The 22749-nt window shown below is 58.8% G+C and carries 22 protein-coding genes and 1 tRNA gene; 8 read left to right on the forward strand and 15 right to left on the reverse strand.

Going from position 1 to position 22749, the window contains the following annotated elements; translation table 11 throughout:
- Nucleotides 1-72 precede the first annotated feature (72 nt).
- From ASC96_RS28080 to ASC96_RS28100, 5 genes are all read right to left on the reverse strand, one after another.
- Entirely contained in the window at nt 73-393 is a 321-nt protein-coding gene (locus ASC96_RS28080; protein ID WP_060506366.1) for a hypothetical protein, read from the reverse strand.
- Between the two features lie 194 nt (nt 394-587).
- Complete coding sequence (mutT, locus tag ASC96_RS28085; RefSeq protein WP_060506367.1) at nt 588-1001, reverse strand: 8-oxo-dGTP diphosphatase MutT; 414 nt, start codon at nt 999-1001, stop codon at nt 588-590.
- Nucleotides 1002-1003: 2 nt separating this feature from the next.
- Nucleotides 1004-1777, reverse strand: coding sequence for a GNAT family N-acetyltransferase (locus ASC96_RS28090; RefSeq protein ID WP_244482360.1), 774 nt, complete (start codon nt 1775-1777; stop codon nt 1004-1006).
- A 5-nt stretch (nt 1778-1782) separates the two neighbouring features.
- Nucleotides 1783-3024, reverse strand: coding sequence for a bifunctional glutamate N-acetyltransferase/amino-acid acetyltransferase ArgJ (gene argJ, locus ASC96_RS28095; protein WP_060506368.1), 1242 nt, complete (start codon nt 3022-3024; stop codon nt 1783-1785).
- 144 nt (nt 3025-3168) lie between these two features.
- Nucleotides 3169-4035, reverse strand: coding sequence for a peptidylprolyl isomerase (locus ASC96_RS28100; RefSeq protein WP_060506369.1), 867 nt, complete (start codon nt 4033-4035; stop codon nt 3169-3171).
- Between the two features lie 229 nt (nt 4036-4264).
- Between ASC96_RS28100 and secA the strand changes: the two genes are divergently transcribed.
- Nucleotides 4265-6976, forward strand: coding sequence for a preprotein translocase subunit SecA (secA, locus tag ASC96_RS28105; protein WP_060506370.1), 2712 nt, complete (start codon nt 4265-4267; stop codon nt 6974-6976).
- Between the two features lie 29 nt (nt 6977-7005).
- Here the strand turns inward: secA and ASC96_RS28110 are convergent, their stop codons facing one another.
- Nucleotides 7006-7239, reverse strand: coding sequence for a hypothetical protein (locus ASC96_RS28110; RefSeq protein WP_060506371.1), 234 nt, complete (start codon nt 7237-7239; stop codon nt 7006-7008).
- A 112-nt stretch (nt 7240-7351) separates the two neighbouring features.
- Here ASC96_RS28110 and ASC96_RS28115 point away from each other — a divergent pair, with 112 nt between their 5' ends.
- On the forward strand, nt 7352-8773 hold the full coding sequence (locus tag ASC96_RS28115) for a lipopolysaccharide biosynthesis protein (RefSeq protein ID WP_060506588.1): 1422 nt from the start codon (nt 7352-7354) through the stop codon (nt 8771-8773).
- Nucleotides 8770-10053, forward strand: coding sequence for a GNAT family N-acetyltransferase (locus tag ASC96_RS28120; protein WP_060506372.1), 1284 nt, complete (start codon nt 8770-8772; stop codon nt 10051-10053). The genes ASC96_RS28115 and ASC96_RS28120 overlap by 4 nt, the downstream gene beginning before the upstream one ends.
- Nucleotides 10054-10078: 25 nt before the next feature.
- Here the strand turns inward: ASC96_RS28120 and ASC96_RS28125 are convergent, their stop codons facing one another.
- The 5 genes from ASC96_RS28125 to ASC96_RS28145 form a co-directional block, all read right to left on the reverse strand.
- On the reverse strand, nt 10079-11707 hold the full coding sequence (locus ASC96_RS28125) for an AMP-binding protein (RefSeq protein WP_060506373.1): 1629 nt from the start codon (nt 11705-11707) through the stop codon (nt 10079-10081).
- An 84-nt stretch (nt 11708-11791) separates the two neighbouring features.
- Complete coding sequence (locus ASC96_RS28130) at nt 11792-12271, reverse strand: GNAT family N-acetyltransferase (RefSeq protein ID WP_060511831.1); 480 nt, start codon at nt 12269-12271, stop codon at nt 11792-11794.
- A gap of 212 nt (nt 12272-12483) precedes the next feature.
- Nucleotides 12484-12708 carry a hypothetical protein gene (locus ASC96_RS28135; protein ID WP_060506375.1) on the reverse strand — a complete coding sequence of 75 codons (225 nt, stop codon included), beginning with the start codon at nt 12706-12708 and terminating at the stop codon, nt 12484-12486.
- Between the two features lie 441 nt (nt 12709-13149).
- Complete coding sequence (locus ASC96_RS28140) at nt 13150-13353, reverse strand: hypothetical protein (protein ID WP_060506376.1); 204 nt, start codon at nt 13351-13353, stop codon at nt 13150-13152.
- Nucleotides 13354-13492: 139 nt separating this feature from the next.
- Nucleotides 13493-14050, reverse strand: coding sequence for a BRO family protein (locus ASC96_RS28145; protein WP_060506377.1), 558 nt, complete (start codon nt 14048-14050; stop codon nt 13493-13495).
- Nucleotides 14051-14457: 407 nt separating this feature from the next.
- On the opposite strand from ASC96_RS28145, the gene ASC96_RS28160 reads away from it, so the two are divergent.
- The 3 genes from ASC96_RS28160 to ASC96_RS28170 all read left to right on the forward strand — a co-directional run bounded on the left by ASC96_RS28160 (nt 14458) and on the right by ASC96_RS28170 (nt 16353).
- The gene (locus ASC96_RS28160; RefSeq protein WP_060506380.1) at nt 14458-15156 is read left to right on the forward strand and encodes a hypothetical protein; all 699 of its coding nucleotides are present in this window, start codon (nt 14458-14460) and stop codon (nt 15154-15156) included.
- Nucleotides 15157-15530: 374 nt separating this feature from the next.
- Nucleotides 15531-15746, forward strand: coding sequence for a hypothetical protein (locus tag ASC96_RS28165; protein ID WP_060506381.1), 216 nt, complete (start codon nt 15531-15533; stop codon nt 15744-15746).
- Between the two features lie 319 nt (nt 15747-16065).
- The gene (locus ASC96_RS28170) at nt 16066-16353 is read left to right on the forward strand and encodes a hypothetical protein (protein ID WP_060506382.1); all 288 of its coding nucleotides are present in this window, start codon (nt 16066-16068) and stop codon (nt 16351-16353) included.
- A 975-nt stretch (nt 16354-17328) separates the two neighbouring features.
- Here the strand turns inward: ASC96_RS28170 and ASC96_RS28175 are convergent.
- From ASC96_RS28175 to ASC96_RS28190, 3 genes are all read right to left on the reverse strand, one after another.
- Nucleotides 17329-18027: a recombinase family protein gene (locus ASC96_RS28175; protein ID WP_060506383.1), complete on the reverse strand. Its 699-nt coding sequence runs from the start codon at nt 18025-18027 to the stop codon at nt 17329-17331.
- Between the two features lie 1068 nt (nt 18028-19095).
- Nucleotides 19096-20517, reverse strand: coding sequence for a site-specific integrase (locus ASC96_RS28185; RefSeq protein ID WP_060506385.1), 1422 nt, complete (start codon nt 20515-20517; stop codon nt 19096-19098).
- 90 nt (nt 20518-20607) lie between these two features.
- Nucleotides 20608-20692 (reverse strand) — tRNA-Leu (locus ASC96_RS28190).
- Between the two features lie 177 nt (nt 20693-20869).
- On the opposite strand from ASC96_RS28190, the gene ASC96_RS28195 reads away from it, so the two are divergent.
- Both ASC96_RS28195 and ASC96_RS28200 read left to right on the forward strand, forming a co-directional pair.
- Complete coding sequence (locus ASC96_RS28195) at nt 20870-21457, forward strand: YqaA family protein (RefSeq protein WP_060506386.1); 588 nt, start codon at nt 20870-20872, stop codon at nt 21455-21457.
- Between the two features lie 7 nt (nt 21458-21464).
- Nucleotides 21465-21986, forward strand: coding sequence for a disulfide bond formation protein B (locus tag ASC96_RS28200; protein WP_060506387.1), 522 nt, complete (start codon nt 21465-21467; stop codon nt 21984-21986).
- 172 nt (nt 21987-22158) lie between these two features.
- Here ASC96_RS28200 and ASC96_RS28205 read toward each other — a convergent pair whose 3' ends face one another.
- Nucleotides 22159-22716, reverse strand: coding sequence for an HNH endonuclease (locus ASC96_RS28205; RefSeq protein WP_037125657.1), 558 nt, complete (start codon nt 22714-22716; stop codon nt 22159-22161).
- Nucleotides 22717-22749: the final 33 nt, after the last annotated feature.

A 22749-nucleotide genomic window follows, 5' to 3' on the forward strand; every position in this document is an offset into this window, starting at 1 on the left:
CATCGTTATCGGTCGGTCCCGACCCCGGCTGGCAACGAACAGGAAAGCCGGAACAGTTCCGGCCCCGGGACGTCAGCAGCCGCTCTTGCTTCCATTTCCGTCAATAATGCAGACGGCACCTGGCATTTCCTGCAGCACACTGCGGCGCACTGTGTAGCGTTTGGCCGGCGGGCTGCCCGGGATCGAGCCAGTTGAAATATTATCGTAGTCGATCGGCGCGTCGGCCAACACCTTGTTGTCCGTCTTCGAGGTCAGCATCGGCGTCAGGATGAGGGTCAGCGCGATAACGGCGGTGCCAAACAGCAGCGACAAATTGAGCGCACCGGTACGGCGGCTCTGGGTCGTCACCAGATCCTTGTCCTGAACCGTTCTCCAAAAATCGTCGTCGACCATCGTCTGCCTCTTCGAATACGTGCGTTTCCCTGAAGCGGTCTCACGCACCACTTCATCATGTCGACGCCTATAAAAAACCGGCATCGGTTACGGGAATCATCCCCAAACCAATAGACACCGGTACTTACTCGAAGCTGATTGTGCGGGAGGGTGATAAATGTTCGATTAATAAAATAGAAATTTCAGGGATTAGGTCAGAGCAAATCCATTAAGTAGGGGATAAGTGGCTCATCGGCGGGCGGCATGGGATAGTCGCGCAGCGCCTTCGGGCGAACCCATTTCACCGCCTGGCCTTCCCGCCCGTGAGCAACGCCTTCATAACGCCGGCAGACATAGAGCGGCATCAGCAGATGAAAGTCGTCATAGGTATGGCTGGCGAATGTGAGCGGGGCCAGGCAGGCAACCTTGGTCTGGATCCCCAATTCCTCGTCCAGTTCGCGGATCAGCGTTTCTTCCGGCGTTTCGCCGGGCTCGACCTTGCCGCCTGGAAACTCCCACAACCCGGCCAGGGACTTTCCTTCGGGCCGCTGGGCAAGCAGGATCCGGCCGTCGCTATCAACCAGCGCGCAGGCCGCAACCAGCAGAATCTTTCGGCCAGCAACGTCCATAATCACGCTCCCTCACGCCGGTAGGCATACCGGTAGACGTCCTTGAAGCCGAACTTGCGATAGAGCCGAATAGCGCCCTCGTTATCGGCTTCGACCGAAAGCCAGGCCGTGCGGGCGCCACGCAGGCGGGCCCAGCGCAGTGACGCATTGACGATGGCGCTGCCCACACCCTGCCGCCGGACATTCTCGGAGACCGCAACCTGCAAAATTCCGGCAAGATCGTTGTCATGAACGGCAAGCGAGACCGCGATCGGTCCTTCGTCCTGCGCCTCGAACAGAAACAGCCCGCATTCCGGCTTGATCGCGTTGATGACTTCCGTGAGACCCGCCTTGTCCTGGTTGCTTTCACCGCAAATTTGCAGCCGGGCATCGACGAAACGGCCAACATCACGCAACGGCAGATGTTCGATCGCTTCCGTTGTATCGTTCGGCGGAATATCAGCCATCATCACGATGGTCTCGGAAAACAGCGGCCAGCGATGCTCATCCATGTAGGCGATCAGGGGCAGCGGGGTGAGCGGCGTCTGGCGAACCGTCAGCGGCCGGCCATAGTCGGAAAAGCGCTTGGCAGCCTTCGCAAGCCGGGTCTCGATATCGCGGCTGTCGGAGGGATCGAGTGGATTGACCGAATTCAGCCGTTTGGAATCATGGCCAGCCGTCAGCCGGATCAGCCAGCTGCCGTCATACTGTACGGACGCCGCAGGCCAGGCGCGAAAACCGACGGCCTCCAGGCGGCGCACGTTCGGCAGATCGGCTTTCGAAATGGTATTCTGCACTGCTATCAGCTCCGGTAATCGCCGTTGATCTCGACATATTCCTTCGTCAGATCGCAGGTGTAGACGGTTGCCTTGCCGGTTCCGAGACCAATCTCAACACGGATGACGATGTCTTCTTCTTTCATCACAGCCGTTGCAGCAGCTTCCGAATAGGTTGGATCGCGCTCGCCATCGACGGCAACGCGAACGTCGCCGAACCAGATCGCCAGCCGGTCGCGATCGGCCAGTTCGCCGGACTTGCCGACGGCCATGACCACGCGGCCCCAATTGGCGTCCTCACCGGCGACCGCGGTTTTGACCAGCGGCGAATTGGCAATCGACAGACCGATGCGCTTGGCCGCCTGGTCGCTTTCGGCACCTTCGACGGTGACCGCAACCATCTTGCGCGCACCTTCGCCATCGCGCACCACCTGCAGCGCCAGATCCCGCAGGAGATCGTTCAACGCGGCGCGGAAACCATCAAGCGCCGGATCGGCCGGGCTGACGATATTCGTCTGCCCATCCTTGCCGGCAGCACCGGTGGCAAACAGCATCAGTGTGTCGGAGGTGGACGTATCGCTATCGACGGTGACGGAGTTGAAGGTCGGACCAGTGCCTTCCGACAAGAGAACCTGCAAGGCTTCCGGAGCAATATCCGCGTCGGTCACGACAAAGGACAGCATCGTCGCCATGTCGGGCGCGATCATTCCAGCGCCCTTGGCAATGCCGTTGATGGTGACGGTGACGCCGCCAATATCAGCGCTGCGGGTGGCAACCTTCGGATAGGTATCGGTGGTCATGATCGCCTTGGCGGCTTCAAACCAGAAGTCGCCGGTTGCCTGCGTGGTCATGTCGCTGAGAACACCGGCAAACTTTGTTGCATCCAGCGGCTCGCCGATGACGCCGGTCGAGGCAAGAAACACTTCCCCGGTCGAGCAGCCGACAGCTTCCGATGCCGACTGTGCCGTCAGTTCGGTCGCCGCCTTGCCCTTCTTGCCGGTAAAGGCGTTGGCATTGCCGGAATTGACGACGACGGCACGGGCGACACCGCCTGCCAGGTTCTGGCGGCAGAAATCAACCGGCGCCGACGGGCAGCGCGATTTGGTGAAGACGCCGGCAACGGCGGCCGGTTCATCGAAAACCATCAGGAGAACGTCGGTGCGGTTCTTGTACTTGATACCGGCAGCGGCGGTCGCCATGCGCACACCGCGCACTGGCGGCATATCAGCGAAGGATTTCGGAGCAAGTGGAGAAACGGAACCGGACATGATCAACCCTGTTTAGCGATGATGGCCCGGCCTTACGGGCCCACAAACGAAATCCCGAAGAGCCTAACGCCTCCGGGACTGTGTCGTTCACTGGATATCAGAACGGCGTGACCGGCCGAAGACGAACAGTCACGCCAGATCTCATCAGTTGGCAGTCGCAGCTTCCGCCTTGTTGGCCTCGTCATAGGCCTTCTTCAGGGCCGGGTCGGTGATATCGACGCCGGCTTCCTTCTTGGCCGCAGCGAGAAGCTCGATGTACTTGTCGCGCATGACCAGCTGCTTGACCTGCGGCTCAACCTGTTCGAACGGCGGCGGCGGCTGCATGCGCTTGTCTTCAAGCAGGATGACATGGAAGCCGAACTGCGTCTTGACTGGCGCTTCAGTATACTTGCCCTTTTCGAGCTTGAAGGCGGCTTCCGAGAATTCCGGAACCATGCGGTCCTTGGTGAAGTAACCAAGATCACCGCCATCGGCCTTGTTCGGATCAGTCGACTTTTCCTTGGCGATCGTCGCAAAGTCCTTGCCGGCGTCCAGATCCTTGATGATCGCCTTGGCTTCTTCCTCGGTCTTTACCAGGATGTGACGGGCCTTGGCTTCTTCCTGCGCGGGGATCTTGGCGATTTCCGCGTCGTAACGGGCCTTGACCTCTTCCGGCTTGACGGCATCGACGACGTGCTTCTTGAAGAAGGCGTTATGCAGTTCGCGATCGGTCAGATAGGCGAGACGCTTCTTGAAGTCCGCGTCGTTCTGCAGGCCTTCCGTGTCGGCATTCTTGGCCAGAAGCTTGACGTCGATCAGACCGGAAAGTGCTGCTGCGCGCTTCTGGTCTTCCGGCAGCTGTGCGAGCTGCGGATCAAGACCGGTCAGGGCATAGTCCAGCTCGGACTGGTGGATTTCCGCACCGCCAACCTTGGCGATAACCGGATCAGCGGCATCCTGTGCCGCTGCCGGGCCTTGTGCGGCCATGACAGCGATCAGGGCAACTGCCGCAAGCATTTTGTATTTCAACATCCTCATACCTTCCACGCTGGTATCCGAAACCGTGGTCACGGCCGGCCTGAAACGTTCCACATCATCAGATTGTGGCCGTTCTGTAGCCTTGGCGTGCCTCAACTCCGTTGACATAATTCGACCCCCCTCTTATCTGTCACGCAACCTCGCGTCCAGAACAGTTCCGGGCGTTTCATAGTATTTCGCGGAAATCGACCGCGTTGGCGACATAGAAGAAAGGACCATTCTTATGGTCAGTCTCGGCGGCCTCGCCCGCAAAATCTTCGGCTCATCGAATGACCGCCGTGTGCGGGGCTACAAGGCCAAGGTCGATGCCATCAATGCCCTGGAAGCGGAAACCAAAGCGCTTTCTGACGAGGCACTGGCCGCCAAGACGGTGGAATTCCGCAAGCAACTGGCTGACGGCAAGACACTGGACGACCTGCTCGTGCCGGCTTTTGCGGTTGCCCGCGAAGCTGCGCGCCGTGCCCTTGGCCTGCGGCCTTTTGACGTCCAGCTGATCGGCGGCATCATCCTGCATGAAAAATCGATCGCTGAAATGAAGACCGGTGAAGGCAAGACGCTGGTCGCGACCCTGCCGGTCTATCTCAATGCGCTCGCCGGCAAGGGCGTGCACGTCGTCACGGTCAACGATTACCTCGCCACCCGCGACTCGGCGACGATGAACCGGATCTATTCGTTTCTCGGCCTGACCACGGGCGTCATCGTCCACGGCCTGACCGATGACCAGCGCCGCGACGCCTATGCCTGCGACGTCACCTACGCGACCAACAACGAACTCGGCTTCGATTATCTGCGCGACAACATGAAGTACGAGCGCAGCCAGATGGTCCAGCGCGGCCACTTCTTTGCGATCGTCGACGAAGTCGACTCGATCCTCGTCGATGAAGCCCGCACGCCACTGATCATCTCCGGCCCGCTCGACGACCGTTCGGAACTCTACAACACCATCGACCGATTCATTCCGCTTTTGTCTGCGGAAGACTACGAGATCGACGAAAAGCAGCGTTCGGCCAACTTCTCCGAAGACGGCACCGAAAAGCTCGAAAACCTGCTGCGCGAAGCAAACCTCCTGAAGGGCGAAACGCTTTACGACGTCGAGAACGTCGCGATCGTCCATCACGTTAACAACGCGCTGAAGGCCCACAAGCTTTTCCAGAAGGACAAGGACTACATCGTCCGCAACGACGAGATCGTCATCATCGACGAATTCACCGGCCGCATGATGCCGGGCCGCCGTTATTCGGAAGGCCAGCACCAGGCGCTCGAAGCCAAGGAAAAGGTTACCATCCAGCCGGAAAACCAGACGCTGGCTTCAGTCACCTTCCAGAACTATTTCCGCATGTACAACAAGCTCGGCGGTATGACCGGCACGGCGTCGACGGAAGCCGAGGAATTCGGCAACATCTACGGTCTCGAAGTCGTGGAAGTACCGACCAACCTGCCGATCAAGCGTATCGACGAAGACGATGAAGTCTATCGGTCGGTGGAAGAAAAATACAAGGCGATCATCGCCGAGATCAAGGAATCGCAGGACCGCAAGCAGCCGGTTCTGGTCGGCACCACCTCGATCGAGAAATCCGAACTTCTGGCAGAGATGCTCAAGAAGGCCGGCTTTACCAATTTCCAGGTCTTGAACGCCCGCTACCACGAACAGGAAGCCTACATCGTTTCTCAGGCCGGTGTTCCGGGTGCCGTAACGATCGCCACCAACATGGCCGGCCGTGGTACCGACATCCAGCTCGGCGGCAACCTCGACATGCGCATCGAGCGTGAACTCGGCGAAATGGAGCATGGTCCGGAACGCACGGAGAAGGAAGCCGCGATCAAGGCCGAGGTCCAGCGCCTGAAGGAAGTCGCGCTGGCTGCCGGCGGTCTCTACGTTCTGGCCACCGAACGTCACGAAAGCCGCCGCATCGACAACCAGCTGCGCGGCCGCTCCGGCCGTCAGGGCGACCCCGGTCGCTCAAAGTTCTTCCTGTCGCTGCAGGACGACCTGATGCGCATCTTCGGCTCCGACCGGATGGATTCGATGCTGCAGAAGCTTGGCCTGAAGGAAGGCGAAGCGATCGTCCATCCCTGGATCAACAAGGCGCTGGAACGCGCCCAGAAGAAGGTCGAAGCCCGCAACTTCGACACCCGTAAAAATCTTCTGAAATACGACGACGTTCTCAACGATCAGCGCAAGGTGATCTTCGAGCAGCGCATCGAGATGATGGATGCGACGGACATTTCGGAAACCGTTTCCGACATGCGCCATGAGGTCATCGAAGACATCGTCGCCAAGCGCATTCCGGAAAAAGCCTATGCCGAACAGTGGGATGCCGCCGGTCTGAAGACCGACGTGCAGACCTCGCTCAACCTCGACCTTCCGATCATGGAATGGGCCGCCGAGGAAGGCATCGACGAGAACGATATTCGCGAGCGCATCACCGCTGAAGCCGACAAGGCCGCAGCCGACCGCGCCGAACGCTTCGGCCCGGAGATCATGCTCTATGTTGAGCGCTCCGTGGTTCTGCAGACGCTCGACCATCTCTGGCGCGAACATATCGTCAACCTCGATCACCTGCGCTCGGTCATCGGTTTCCGTGGCTATGCCCAGCGCGACCCGCTGCAGGAATACAAGTCGGAAGCCTTCGAGCTGTTCCAGGCACTCTTGGCCAACCTGCGCCAGGCCGTGACCGCACAGCTGATGCGCGTCGAACTGGTTCGTGAAGCAGCCGAAGCGCCGCAGCCCGTGCCGCCGGAAATGGTCGGCCATCACATCGACCCCGACACCGGGGTCGACGACTTCGCCGACAGCGTCAACCTGAACTTCGTCGAGCCGGAGAACCGCAATCCGCAGGATCCGTCGAGCTGGGGCAAGGTCTCCCGCAACGAGGCCTGCCCTTGCGGCTCGGGCAAGAAGTACAAGCATTGCCACGGTGCATTTGAAGCGTAACGATCAATGCCGCCTCCGGGCGGCATTTTTCATTCCGGAGCACGGCGGGCGTGCTGAATGAGGTTTTCCAGAGCCCGCACACCTTGCCCGTTGATGTGGCGCCGGCCGAGCATCACGTTGATCTGCAGCGCCAAATCACCCGCATCGGCATTCTCCAATTGCGAAAGGCTCTCGACGCCTATCAGCTCGAGATAATCGGTCATTGCAGGACCTATGGAATGTGCCACCTGCATTTTCCGCCGTTCGGTATCGCTCAAAGCCATGATCGAATCCTCAATTTTCCCGATACCTGCAAGGCTCCGCTGCACCCTTTGTTAACGCTGTTCTGTCAAGACTGGCATCCTGTTTTGCGTAGTTTTGGGTATTTCCGTGTTCATGGCAGCATGTCAAACGGCTGGACGAATTCTGCCGCCCGCGGTGAGGGACCGGCTGGCGCCTCTGCTTGAAAAGCTCGTGCCGGTGCTGACGAGCAACGATCCCAAACATCTTGCACAGCGCATGGCGCTGGTCTCCTTTGCCATCCGTATCGTCAGCGCGGCCATAGCCTTCATGTCGCAGATCATCCTCGCCCGTGTCATGGGCGAATTCGAATACGGCATCTTCGTTTTTGTCTGGGTGCTGGTCGTCCTGTTCGGCAACCTCTCTTGCCTCGGCTTTCATACCGCAATCATCCGCTTTCTGCCGCAGTATCGCGCCCGCGAGGCGCTGGCCGAAATCCGCGGGCTGACCACGACCGTGCGCATCTTCGCGCTCCTATCTGCAACCGTGCTTGCCGTCATCGGCATCGGTGGCCTCTGGCTGTTCGGAGACCGTATCGAAAGCTACTATCTCGTGCCGCTCTATCTCGGCGTCTTCTCGCTGCCGATGATCGCGCTTGGCGACGTGATGGACGGGACGTCGCGGGCACATAGCTGGGCTGTCTCGGCGCTGAGCCCCACCTATATCATCCGGCCGGTTCTGATCCTTGGATTGATGATGCTGGCAGTGGCGATCGGCGAGCCGCATACCGCCCGCACCGCGATGATGGCTGCGATGGCCGCGACCTATCTGACAAGCGTCAGCCAGTTCTTCATCCTGACCTGGCGCTTGCGCAGGCGCTATGTCAAAGGCCCGAGCCGCATCGAGTTCCGCACCTGGTTCCGTGTCGCGCTGCCGATCTTCCTGATCGAGGGGTTCGGCTTCATGCTGACGAATTCCGATGTTGTCATCGTCGGCCTCTATCTCGATCCGGCCAGTGTCGCGATCTACTTCGCCGCCGCCAAGACCATGGCGCTGGTCCATTTCGTAATGTTCTCGGTGAAGGCTGCCGCATCACCGCGCTTTTCCGCCGCCATGGCCAACCCGGACCGCCAGCAGCTGGCCGTCATTGCTGTTGAAAGCGCCAAATGGTCGTTCTGGCCGTCACTTGCGGTCGGCCTGATGGTGCTTGCCTGCGGCTCGTTCCTCCTGTCGCTGTTCGGCCCCGCCTTTGTCTCCGGCTATCCGCTGATGGCCATCCTGTATGCCGGCATCATGGCAAAGGCACTGGTCGGGCCTGCCGAGGCCTTTCTGACCATGGCCGGCCAGCAGAAGCTGTGCGTCGCGCTCTATGCGGTGGCCCTTGTCTTCAATCTGGCCCTCAACGTCACGATGATCCCGATGTTCGGGTTGACCGGTGCGGCAATCGCCACGGCCGGCGCCATGTTTGTCGAGGCGATCCTTCTTCACGTCGCTGTCCGCCATACCTTCGGCATCGCTCTCTTCGCCTTTGCCGACCCGTATGCCCAAACCATCAAAGCAGAGGCACCCCGCTCATGACCGGCAACCCGCATTTTCCAGACGACGCCAACAGCCGGTCGGCTCGCATCCTCGGCGGCCTCGCGCAGCCGGTGCCCGACCAGCCCGTAGCGGATAATACAATCGACATCGGCCGCCCGGGCCGCCAGCTGTGCTTCTATCCGGCCCGCCAGGGCTATGAATTGCAGACGGAACTGGACTTCCTCTCCAACCGGGCGATGGAGCCGAATGTCTTCTTTACCGGCCGCTTTCTGGCACCAGCCATGCCGCGCCTGGAAGACCGCGTCATCCGCCTGGCGCTGATCCGCGACACCGATGCGCGCCGCAGCCGCATCCGTTTCCTGATGCCGTTTTCAATCGAAAAGCCGGGATTTTCGATCGGCGCGCCGATCATCCGCGCCTGGTCCAACCCGTTCGGCCCGCTCGGCGTACCCTTGCTCGACGCGGAAGACGCGGCCGAAACCATCGATAATTTCTACGAAGCGCTGAGCGCCCCTGCGGCGAACCTGCCCGGTGTTCTCGTGCTGCCCGATATCCGCCTCAAGGGCAAGTTCGCCCAACTGGCACGCGCCGTCGCCATCGGCCGTAACCTACCGCTGACCGTCACCGACACCTTTTCCCGGCCGATGCTCGAAAGCCTGCAGGACGGCCAGACCTATCTGCGCCATGCCATCAGCCCCGGGCATCTGCGCGAACTGCGGCGGCAATGGAAGTTGCTGGAAAAGGCCGGCCGCGTCTCCTACAACGTCGCCCGTCAACCCGCCGATATCCGCGTTCGGATGGAGGAGTTTTTGGCTCTGGAGGCGAGCGGCTGGAAAGGCCGGGCCTCCAGCGCCATGGTACTCGACCGCTACCGCGCCGCCTTTGCACGAGAGGCGATTACCAACCTTGCCGAAGCCGACAGCGTGCGTATTCACACGCTCGATCTCGACGGCACCGCGATCGCCTCGATGATCGTCTTCATGATGGCGGGCGAGGCCTATACCTGGAAAACCGCCTATGACGAGCAATATGCCAGATATTCTCCGGGCAAGCTGCTACTGGCCGAATTGACGGAATGGCATCTCGACGACGCCAACATCATGCGTTCCGACAGTTGCGCCGTTCCAGACCACCCGGTGATGAGCCGCTTCTGGGAGGAGCGCGAGGAGATGGGAACGCTGGTGATCGGCCTCAAGCAGAACCGCGACCGCGACGTGCGGCAGGTGGCGGCTCAGCTTCACCTCTACCGCAATACCCGCAACATGGCGCGGCTTCTGCGCGAAAAGATCCGGTCGCTGGCACCACGCGTCATGCGATAGAGCTAAGCCGATACCGCCGGCAGGATCATCCCTGCGCGATAGCCCTGTCGCGCAGGATGCGGCGGATGACCTTGCCGGACGTGGTCAGCGGCAAACTGTCGAGAAATTCGATCTCGCGCGGATATTCGTGCATCGACAGCCGCGTCTTCACCCAATCGCGGATATCGGCGGCAAGCTCGTCACTTGGCGCGTACTCCGGCCGTAGCACGACATAGGCCTTGACGATCTCGGTGCGCACAGGATCCGGCTTGCCGATGGCGGCGGCAAGCTGAACGGCCGGATGTCCCGCCAAGCAATCCTCGATCTCCCCCGGGCCGATCCGGTAGCCCGACGAAGTAATGACATCGTCGTCCCGGCCAAAGAAGGTGATGTAACCCTCTTCGTCCTGAACGCCCTGATCACCTGTCGTCATCCAGTCGCCGATGAATTTTGCCACTGTTGCCGCATCATTGTTCCAATAGCCGAGGAACATCACCGGATCAGGCCTGCGGACAGCGACCTGCCCGACGTGCCCGGCGGGCAGTTCCCTGCCCTCCCCGTCAATGATCGCAACCTTATGGCCGGGCGCCGGTTTGCCCATAGAGCCCGGCTTCAGTACGCCGAGATTGGCTGCCGACGACAGCACGATGTTACACTCGGTCTGGCCATAGAACTCATTGACCGGAACCCCAAAGGCCGCACTTGCCTGTTCCCAGGTTTCGCGTCCGAGCGATTCGCCTGCCGAACCGATGGTGCGCAGGTTGAGCTTGTAGAGCGAGCGGGGATTATCGACTGATTTCATCAGCCGCAACGCCGTTGGCGGAATGAAAGCGTTGCGCACATCCATCTCTTCCAGAATCCAGAAAGCCATGTGCGGATCGAATTTCTGGCCGGGTGAGGACACTACGGGAACGCCGAGCAGCAACGAGGGCAGAAGCGCATTCAATAGTCCGCCGGCCCAAGCCCAGTCGGCCGGCGTCCACATCCGGTCGCCCGGTTGCGGCAGAAAGGCATGGTGAAACTGGAAGCCCGGGATATGGCCGAGCAGAACGCGATGCCCGTGCAGCGCACCCTTCGGCGGCCCGGTCGTGCCCGATGTGTAGATCATCATTGCCGGGTCATCCGGCGTCGTATCGGCAGCGGTGAAATCCGGAGCAGGCGTTTGCGCAAGTCCCGCAAAACCGATCGTATCCGGTTCATCTCCCTCAACAAGGACAATTAACTTCAAATCCGGCAAGCGCTGGCGGAGCGCGGCGACTTTCTCATAGCCGAAGCGGTTGGTGACGACAGCCACAGCACCCGCATCGCGCAGCCGGTATTCGAGCGCCTCGACCCCGAACAACAGCGCCAGCGGCAGGGCGATGGCTCCGAGCTTGTAAATACCGGCATGGGCTATTGCCGTCTCGAAACTTTGCGGCAGAAGGATCGCCACACGGTCTCCGGGCCTGACGCCGTGCTCGAGAAGCCCCTGTGCAAAGGATGAGGATTGCGCCGAAAAAGCGCCGTAGGTCAACGATCGGTGCGCGCCATCGGGGCTGAAATGTTGCAGACAGACCCGCTCGGGCTCGCACTGCGCCCAATCATCGCTGACGGCGGTGCCGATGTTGAATTTTGCCGGAACCTGCCAGCGGAAGTCGCGGCGGAGGTTCTCATAGGTATCGCTGATCGGAAGCATGTGCCCGCCGCAAGAAATTTCGCTGCAGCGCACCTAACACTTCCGGACCAGGAAATTCAACTGAGCCCGGCGCGGAGTATCGTCTCACTCAGAACTGAGCTTATGCCTGCGGTGTTGTGGCAAATCCTTGAGCAATTCGGCTGCAGGAGCAAAATCCGTCGCGACCGTTCCGGCGAATCGATATCCCGAAGCTTCGTAGAATGGCCTGGCCCGCTCGCCAGCGACCACATGTACCGATCGTGCCCCGAGCGCTGCGGCACGATGCTCCGCCTGCGCGAGCAGCTCTCTGCCGATCCCCATTCGCCATGCTTCGGGCGCGACAAACAGGTCCTCCAGTTCGGCCGGCATAGCGCCCTCGTTGGAAAAGACGGTTACGAAGCCCACGATCTCTCCGTCGAGTTCCGCGACGATGGCATGTGGTATGTGCTCGGCCCGCACTTCCTTCGCTTCTGGCAGCGCTTGCAGCTCTTCGATATGATCTCCCCAAGCCAGCGAAGACCGCAGCTTAAGTGCTCCGAGGGTGATCCTGTCCTCGTCATGTGCCGCTCGAATGAAAACTGCCATTGCAACTCCTATGCGCCGAGCAGTCATTACACCGAAGTCCGCCGTCCCCGATAGTGTTGGAAGGCTGCTCAGCGGCGTGCGGCGATAAGATGGCGGTAATGAAACCTGCGCAACAAGTCTTAAGACGACTGCCTTAACCAGCATGTTCCGCGTGCGGCTTTGCCCCGGGCTCGCATATCGGGCGGGAAACGGCCCCGTTGGAGCCGGCCGCGTCAGGACGCGAAGACGACTTCGCGGCTATGACGTTCATTCAAGGCACCGAGCAGTTCGTCCTGCGTTGTGTATCCCGCGAAGAACAGATCGATGACGGCACCAGCAGCACTGACACCCTCCTGGCTGCGCAGGCGGACACCGCGCTCCGCGCACCACGAAAACAGGGCACCGGACAGTGCATCGACATCATCGAAAATGGCGCAGGACGTAGCAGACTGGGACATGCTCGACTCCGTGATTGCAAGGCAAAGTGTGCCGATGGGGGATTGATTTGTTCCAGACTGGGCATCGTCAGAGAATTTTGCAATCGTGATGCAGCGGGGCGGTTAACCGACTTTTCGATCTGTCCTGATTTGAAGCAAACCGGCAGCAATATCCACGCCCCGCACGCCGGAAGGTTGTATTTCGGTTAAGCAAGTTGCGTGATGCGATCGCCGTGTTCAGCCAGACGATTCGCAATCTTGTGGGAAGGACTTGAAATCAAAGTGGTGCCCCGTGCCGGAACGCGGCAGTGTTTTCAAGAAACGAGGTTAACCAATTAACATCTTAAAATCAACAACTTGAGCTTCAGGCCTCTCCGGCCCTAGACGGAGCAGATGTACCAGATCAGCCGGTAAAGTGTACCACTTTCTTGAGCTTCGCTAGCTTTCCGTTGAGATGTGGTCCTAGCCCTTCACGACCTCCCACGCTTCCCCGGCATATTTGCTTGTGGTTCGCCCCGTCTTCCGGTCTATCCAGTCCGCTACGGGAATCCCTTGACCTGACCAATCACGGAAGGTCTGGTAGCGCCAGCGCTTCCCGAGGTTAATACCGAAGAACAGGCTGCTGCGGCTGATTTCGAGTTCGAAGCTGCGGATTTTGATGTGCACTGCGTAGTCTCCCTTTCGCAAATCACTTGGGGCTCATCCCCGGTGCCGCTTTAGGAAGCGATAGATGCACGGTCAATCCGCAAAATCGCAAATAAATCAATGAAATCATTGCCATAACGGAACAGTTGCACGAGTGGAACTAATCAATCCACTCGACAGAAACACAGGAACCCCATGAATTGAGGCTGTCGAGGGCGTCGGAAGCTCCTTTGGCAGGGAGATGGTTGCACCAACGCAAACAATTGTGGTCGTCAAAAAAAATTTGGATGATCGCCTCTTGCTTGGCATTCTCAGCCGAGAGCCGGTCGACCTTGCGCTTCATGACCTCCATGGCCTTGAACACCAGTTCATCCTCAGTCATCGCCCCGGAGACCACATGCTCCTCGCCATGGATGTAGCCGCCGTCCTTGCGGACCTGAGGCTTGTCGGAGCGCATGACGAACTTGTAGAGGCCGCTCTCGGATAGCAGCATCAAGCGGTAGGTGCTGGGTTTAAGGTCGCGAAAGAGGGCTTGAGTGATTGGATCACTTTTCAACGCAAGCCGCTTCTCTGACGCATCGAGATGATTGAACATCGGTCCTGATTGGGGAATGCCGAGGGCTTCGCGGACGTCCTGAGCCACGAACCATGGCTGACCGTCGATCTTTACCGTGCGGATGTCGCTGCCGTTGAAATTGAAAAGAGAAGTGTTCGTCATTGGTGTTCCTTTGGTTTCTCGTGACGCTCCCCGCCAATAGCCATGGCGAGGGTTCGGGCCGCGCTTTCAGCCCGTTGTGTGTTCAGCATGATTTCTAGGAGAAGCTGCTTGGTGTCGCGGTAGGACAGGCCAGCCCGGTTCGCGAGGATGTGGACCCCGGCGCGGTTCTCAGCCACTGCGTTCAGCCACCGGTCACCACCCCAGGTCCTGACTGGGGAGATACGCCTGTACCTGCTGCCGGATTTCGTTGAGCGGACCCTTGGTCAGCGTGTTGACCGAAGCGCGGAAGAAGAACCGCCAGCCGTCGCCCGTCGCCGGGATTGCACGGTGGTAGTCCCGAGGGCTGAACTTGAAGACGGAAAGAGATTGAGCCACTACTCCAGAACAACATTCGGAAGGAGCATAATTTGGCAGACAACTCTTTGCGGTTTGCCATCGGCGATGATGAACCGCTCTCGGAGATATGGACCGTGACGGTCAACCGATCGGACGTTTATCTGTCCAGCAGCGGCTTCAACAGCGTGATGAAGCTAAGTCTACATCAAAGCGGCGTGTGCCAGATGGCAACATCTCAACAGCTTTATGAGGAACGCCTGTCTGTATTGGAGGGTGGTCCCGATAGTAGGACGGTGCTTCGTTGGAAGAGGTGCATCACACCTGACACGGGCGGGGCTCTTGCTGCGCGAATTATATTTGCAGCCTGTGGGCGCTGGCCAAACCCCAGCACAGCAAAAGCAAGCAAGCCTCCACTTTTGCTACCATGCCCACCGGAAGGATATGGTGTCGAACTGACAATCTTTTACTCCAAGGAAGACCCGCGTCAGCACACACATGACATCCAACAGGAAATGAATTTTATTTCTGTGCTGAAGCTGGCCAACGATGACTGCGTAAGCTTTTTTGGTCGCTTCTTGGAATTGCCGGGCGACTTCTTCTCATTTCGGCGAGTGCCCAAGGGTCAAACGTTGGCAACCGTTGGCTTCGATCAAGGAGGCGGAGAGACGGAGTGGGGCGATCTCTCCTCATATGAAATTCTCCAAGACTTCGAGAACGCCGCAACAATCTATTCATTGCACAACATGCAACTTAAGCGGATGGCCCGTTAATCCCTGCCGACGACCCGGATGACAAAAGACACCGATAGGCCGACAAGCGAGCAAAACACACAGATGAGGTGGACCGTATAAGCTCGGGACTGCGAGGGTGTTCTTGGCGGGAAGCCAGCGACAGGATCGCCAGCTTCACCAAAGTCGCGCGTTTGTCATCCCCGGCTATCCAGAGCACTTGGCCAGTGACTATTCGGAGGGGCGGATCAGTACAGAATTAGCGCATGAAGGCCCATCCAAATTAAAATACAAAAGCATGTCTTTGTTTGTATCCTTTTTCGAACCATAAGCGTAAGCTTAATTGTCGCTGGCCTTTTCGGGCACCTGCGCTTGGAAGATCATTGTGCTTTCGCCCAAAACTGGAGGGCAAGCCAATGCGTGCCGCCCAAGAAAATCTCCCTCATGAATATATCGGCGACCAGTCTCTGTCGATGATGAGACGCGTCCTCGTGGAAGAATGCGCCCGGCGTGAGGTCGGTCCTGACCACAGCATGGGAAAGGACCTTGCCGCCGTGATCATGAACGCCTTTCAATCTGGAATGACAGAAGAAGCAGAATTGGTGGTACTGGTTCGCAACCTTTGCGATTGAATTGATGAGGGGAGAGAATGCATACTTTTGATGAAGCTCCGGTTTATTACTGGGTGCCTATGTACCTATCACCTAATGACGATTTTGTAGGCTACGACGGCCCTAGAATGATTGGCCGGGTGTCGCGCGACGGGCGCTCAAGGTTCGCCGAAACCTGGGTGTGGTCGAACGCCATAGGATCCGAGACAAGCCAGAATGACGTTCGCCAAGGCTACGCCTCGACTAAAGAGCTCGCCGTTCTTGCGACTGAAAATCACGACCGCGAAACGATCGGGTCATCCGGTCCTTAGGGTCTACCACATAGAGGGAGTTTCAGGCGATGCAAGCCTTTGAAAAGACCAAGGCGGAGCACCAACACGAACTCCGGTTGGCTGTCGTATTCGGATGCATACTTTTTCCGGTTGGGTACCTCACTGCGTCATTGATGACCTACGGGTGGGGCTGGACTGCAGGATTGGCGGAGCTGATTTCCGCAATTGGTTTTGGAACGTCGGGGATCATAGTCGGCAGCGCGATCGGCGGCAAAATGGACCGCGCTTCTGAGAAGCAGGCTTCAATGACCCAGTCCAAACCGTCCTCTACGGGACGCGAACATTCGAATTGGTAGAACGTACAACGGAATTGAAATAGACTGCAGCATCCGGCCAGCCTGAAAGCTTTCCTATGGTCGAACCGAGGTGAAGACGCAGCCATGACCCAAGAACGCTCTGGCAATGACCTCGTGTGTTGGAGACCACACGCCACAAATCGTCCGGGGTGATGACCATGGTTCCGCTGTGGTCTGCCTTGGGCTGTCTGTGTAAGAAAGGGGATCGCTGATCCTCCTCTTCCCGGTTCGGAGCCTTGGTCTGGATCATGGAAGGCTCTTGCGTGGGCTCCACGGTGATCACCTGCGAGAGAGGACCACAGTCTCAGTCCGAGGCTCAGGCGCAGGTACAGACCGTGGTTACCTGCAGGGGCTACTATGGTGAAGAGGTGGAGGTGTAGACACCCTCCTCCTGATCAGGGAACCCTAGCCAGACTTCAGTCTACCATAGTTATAACTATAGTAAGGGAACCTCGGCCTACCTACTGTTGTCCCAATTCACCAGCCACGCCATCAGCCGGTGTCCGTCAGGTCATCCAAGACATGATCGATACGCCTCCCGCAACCGATTGAAGGCGGAGAAGCTGATCTCGACAAGCTACATCCTGTCGGCATGGTCTGGCATGGTGGAACGGGCAATGCGTTTGGCTCGGTTCAGTCGCTTCGAACGAAAGACCGACTGACGGCTACAGCCAAGAGCCGTATTGCCATCGAAGTAGGTGACCGCGAAGCAGCGGGTGGGCCGAACTGTGGGGCGCTGCGGTAAACCAGTGGCAGCAGCGGTGGAAGAACGGGCGTTCATCGAGGGCGTTTCCTTGTGAGGGTGACGAGAGGCGAAATCGAGAAATCGAAATCGCTACTGTTGCCCCCTGCTCGGCCCTGCTTCATGACGCCGTGGAAGGCCGCTGAGGGCCTTAGGCGGTTTCGGCTATGTCGGCCCCCGAATTGCTATGAACGCTGTGGATCGGCGCTACCGTATCAGGCAGCGGGGCTCTGCTATACGACCGCAGTTCCCCGCCCCAGCACCCTCGATACCTGCGTAGGCGTCCACTTGCCGCCTCGGGATGTTGGGATGCTCATGCTGTGCAGTGTCTCGGCAATCGAGCTCAGGGTCTGCCCTGCCGCCCTTAACGGGCCGATGATCTTCATGACCTTGGCGGCTTCGGTATCTGCTTTCACTTGGATCGCCTCGTTGCGCTTCATCGTCTTGTCGCGAAGACCACCAATACGCTTGGTATAACCGGGGTCTTTCGACCGTGCATCCTGATGGCGAACCTTGGCCGCTGCGAGTGCCGCCTTGGTCCGCTCCGAGATGAATGTCCGCTCCTGCTCTGCCAATGCCGCGTAGATGTGAAGCTGGAACTTGTCGGCCTGTGGCATCTGCGCGACCCGGAGCTTGACCTTCTTGTCATCCATGAGCGTTGCGATGAACGACATCTTGCGGCTCAGCCGGTCCAGCTTGGCAATCAACAGTTCGGCTCCGGTCTTGCGCACCAGTTCCAGCGCCTTGGTCAACTCGGGCCGGTCGGCATCAGCACCCGACTGGATGTCTTGGAACTCCCCGAGGACTTCGAAGGGAATGTGGGAGAACTTGTCGAGGAAGATGGCGATGTCTCGCTCCTGAGCTTCCAACCCGAGACCGCTGCGGCCTTGGTCCTCGGTGCTAACTCGGGTGTAGATGACGTACTGCTGCATGGTCTTTTCTCCTGCGTTGGAAGGAGCATGTCAGCGACATTATCTAATGTCAACGTTCGTTGTGAATGTAAATTACAATGAAATCAGTAACGTCTTCGATCAACCTAGCGGCGTCCATAGCAGCGACATCAGCAATCGGCCGTGCAGCAGCCACACGCTACGGAACGGGCATCATTCCGCTGATCAGCCAAAGCGCCGCTGCGGTCGCTATCCAAGGGAGACCTGACGACCTGTGATGTGGCAGAACAATTACTGCCCTCTGCAGTAGAGATCGAACGGGGGGGCATGGGGGAAACCAGCCTGTGCTGTTTATCTGATTGGGTCGCGGAGAAATTTCTAACAAACATTCCGGGGCTGTCGATGTCTTCTGCTGGCGATAATCACCATCCCGATGTGAACCGGCACACGACAGCTTGACCAGAACGACTCTCGCCTTCATTCTCAATCGACAGTTGCCTTGGAGGCGCCATGGATTTCCTTTCAGTAATTTTGGCAGCGTTAGGATGGGGCAGAGACCATTCGGCTGAATCTGGCGGTCGAAAGACGGAAGCTTATCGGCTCAATGCTGAGGTGGCGGGGGAGTGCCTTCGGTCCCTGAGTGCGCTTGCTCTAGCAACACCCCCGCTGATCCGAAGGCTAGAAGCATTGTACCCGGGCCAGCCAGAGGCATACAAAAGTTGCGCCGAAGCCCTCGCCACCCTCCAATCGCAGTGCCAGCAGATTTACACGATGGCGGAGACGAACAAAGCGGCGATAGAGAACGCTGGTCGCTGGCACGATTGGGAGAAGGCGCTCAGGGCCTCACATCAATGGAGGGCGACCATCTCGTCTATGTGCCCCCATGTCGAGGGCGTGATAAGACAGCTCGAAGCTGTGGTCACGCAGGAGGAGCAACGGAGAATTGCCGGAACGCCACCAGCCTCACCGACAAGCTTTCTGAGCCAACGCGACCGGGGGTGGGATGCTCCGCCGTTATGAGTCCGCCCCCCCAAAGTTCGTGCCGTCGCTTGTGGCGAACCGCGTCGGCTAAGATGCCCTTCCTGACTACTCCTCGCTGCATCTCGGTCCTCAGGCACCAGTGACCGCAACGGGCTCCTCCACACCGAACGCCCTTTTCATCGCCTTGGTGATCGCTCTGAGTTTGGCCTTCTCGCCGCCATAAGTCCGGCTTCCGACACCACCGAGGGAATGACCAAGAATAAGGTTCTGCTCCATCTCGGCCACCTCTGCCAAGATTAGCCGATCTTTCATGTTGTGACGCAGTGAGTGGACTGCATGGGCCGTGTCCTCGGTTACCTTGCGCACATACTTCATGAGGGAAGCCGAAGCGTTCGTTGGGCCGCTTTCTTTTCCGTACCGGGCGAACAGCATCTTTCGTCCAGCAGCCCCTGCGAGGGCCTCCTTCGCCGCGTCCAAGGCATCGCCCACCAACGGAACCTCCCGTTTGGAAGCATTGTTCTTGATCCTGCGTTCCTCGTGCCACGTCACGACGAGGTGCGGACATTCGTCGTCAAGAACCATGTCCTCGGTTCTGAGGCCAACGACCTCGGCCAAGCGACAACCAGTCCCCTCCAAAAGACGCCAGACAGCCTGAAGGTCATCATTAGCGCTGTTGAGGATCAGGCGCCGGATGGATTGGAGAATGTCGTCGGGTAGCGGATCGCGAAGTTCGTCCTCGGGGTCTTCATTGAGACCAGCAATGGGCAGCTTGGCGAACGGGTTCATACATCCCGCTAGCTGCATTTCGGTGATGATGTGATTGAACATCGCCTTCACGACGTTGAGGTCACGCTTCACTGACGACGGTTTGAGGCTACCGGAAAGCATATCATCGCGCACCAGCTTTGCGTCGGAGCGACTGAATTGTGGGATCGTCGGAGGGCGACCCAAGGCAGCTTCGATATACCCCGTGATGCGGTCAAGGCGCTGGACCTTCTTCTTGATCTCAGTCTCGGTTCCCGTAACCCTCTCGGCAATGTAGAGCTTCTTGGCATCTTCCAGTGTCGGCTCAGGGGCCGGAGGTGCGCCACCGTTGAGCGCTCGCACAACAAACTCATCCAGCCTTGTAACGCCTACAGGGTCACCGGAAGTCGGGTCTCTCATGTAGTCGCCCAAGATCACGTCTGCCACGGAAGTTCGGGCATGGTCCTCCATGACGCTCTCGGGGTCGTCTAGATCGACGGTCGCATCGTGGGGATCGAAACCCATGCGCCGAACCTTGGCGATACCCTCAAGATAAAGATCGAGCTTCGTCAGTATCGGTAAATTCTTCGGGTCGGTCTGCTCTGCGAGAAATCGCTCAGCTTTATGGATGACACCTTCGAACTCTGCGTGAACCTGTGGGTAGGCGCTTAAAGCCTCGGCTCGGGTCTTACCCAGTGCCTTGATAAATTCCTTCTTATCTACGATCGGCTTAAGCAGTTTTGGAACCACGCGGCGATAGCGCCACCCCGACTTAACCTCTTGCGCATAAAACAAAACAAGACCCACGAATGTACTCTCCCTGTACCATCGAATGTACCAAAGGAGAGGCCTAAAGCATTGAAACTGTTGATTTAACTGGATAATTCCAGTGATTAATGGTGCCCCGTGCCGGAATCGAACCAGCACTCCTCTCGGAACCTGATTTTGAGTCAGGCGCGTCTACCAATTCCGCCAACGGGGCACGGATACCTTTCGGGGTAGCAAAAAGCGTTTACACGAACCTTTTCGGAACGGTCAACCGGGATTTTCAAGATCAGCGGGCGGGAATCACAAAACTGTGCAATTCGCATCCGCAGCAAATCATTTACAGCATGGCCAATCCTGCCTAAAAGGCGGGAAGCGAAACTGGAAATCCTTGATGCTTCGACGCCTTTACGACTGGACAATGTCGCTCGCCGCCCGGAAATCCGCCGAAGCGTGGCTCGCCGTCATCGCATTCGTTGAAAGCTCCGTCTTTCTGGTTCCTGCTGACGTGCTCTACCTGCCGATGGCACTTGCCCGGCCGGAACGGGCCTATCGCTACGCGCTGGTGGCGACCATTGCCTCCGTGCTCGGCGGCATTGCCGGCTGGTATATCGGCCACTACGCCTTCGAGGCGCTGGCCAAGCCGATCCTGCATTTCTACGGCAAGCTCGAAGCCTTCGAGACGATGAAGGCATCAGTTGGCTACGAAACGCTCGTGCTTCTGCTTGTCACCTCCGGCCTGGCGCATCTGCCACCGATCAAGGTCGTGACCATTCTGTCCGGTGCTGCCAACATCAATCTCGGGCTTTTCATCGTCTCGGCGATCGTTGCCCGTGGCGCGCGTTTCTTCCTTCTGGCCTGGCTGTTGCAGCGCTATGGCGAAGAGATCCGCGACTTCATCGAAAAGCGCCTGGGACTTTTGGCAGCCGCCGCCGCCGGCTTGCTGATCGCCATCTTCGCCGCCTACCGTTTCCTTGCCTGACATCCCGATGGAGCCCGCCGTGAGCGCAAGCCTGACCCAGCCCCCCCGTGGCCTTCTGCCGTCCGTCCTCGCCACACTCGGCATGACGGGCACTGTCGGCGGCGCGCTCGCCTTCGAGCATATCGGTGGCTATATCCCCTGCGCGCTCTGCCTGATTCAGCGCACGCCCTATTATTGGGGCATTCCAATCGGCATCGTCGCGATTGCCACTTCTGTTCTCAAATTACCCGTTTGGACGACGCGCGCACTGCTTGTGGTCATTGCTATCCTGATGCTGGTGGGGGCCGGAACCGGCATCTATCACGCCGGCGTCGAATGGCATTTCTGGGAGGGCCCGGCGACCTGCGCGACGTCGGCATCCGGCGTTTCCGGCAATGTCGGCGACCTGCTCGGCGATCTCGACAGCAAGCACGGCCCATCCTGCACGGATGCGTCCCTGCGCGTACTCGGTCTTTCCTTTGCCGGATGGAACGTCATTGCCAGCCTCATCCTGGCAGCAATCGCGCTGCGTGGCGCTGCAAAGGCCTAAATCCTGCCACCGGTGCTCCTCGCTTTAATGGCGGGGATTCGGTTGCTCAGACCCTGGAGCAAGCGACCTTTTCACGCGAAAGATATCGCACGGCTGGATTCCTGTGACAGGCGCAGGAATGACGAAAGATGTTGGGGCACCTGCCCTGGCCTGCTCTCAAGCAATGGAATAGCTACGGCTGCAGTTCGACATCCCAGTAGAGATAGTCCATCCAGCTGTCATGCAGATGGTTTGGCGGGAACAGCCGGCCGTTGTTGTGCAGGTCCTGCACCGTCGGATGGAACGGCTTCTGATGCGGGAACATGCCGGCCTGGCGCGGCAGTTTGCCGCCCTTGCGCAGATTGCAGGGCGAGCAGGCGGCAACGACATTTTCCCATGTGGTCTGGCCGCCGCAGCAGCGCGGGATCACGTGGTCGAAGGTCAGGTCGTCGGGCGAGCCGCAATACTGGCATTCGAACCGGTCACGCAGGAACACGTTGAACCGGGTGAAGGCCGGATGACGGGATGGCTGCACGTAGCTTTTCAGGCAGACGACACTCGGCAGGCGCATGGAAAAGCTGGGGGAAGAGACCTGATGATCGTATTCGGCCAGGATATGCACACGGTCTAGGAAAACGGCCTTGATCGCGTCCTGCCAGGACCACAGCGACAAGGGATAGTAACTCAGCGGCCTATAGTCAGCGTTCAGCACGAGCGCTGGGAGGCCGTGTGGTGAGACTGCAATCGTCAAGCCAGTATACTCCTGCTCGATTCGGCACCTGCA

The organism is Rhizobium sp. Root1204 (assembly GCF_001424965.1).
Taxonomy (GTDB): Bacteria; Pseudomonadota; Alphaproteobacteria; order Rhizobiales; family Rhizobiaceae; genus Pararhizobium.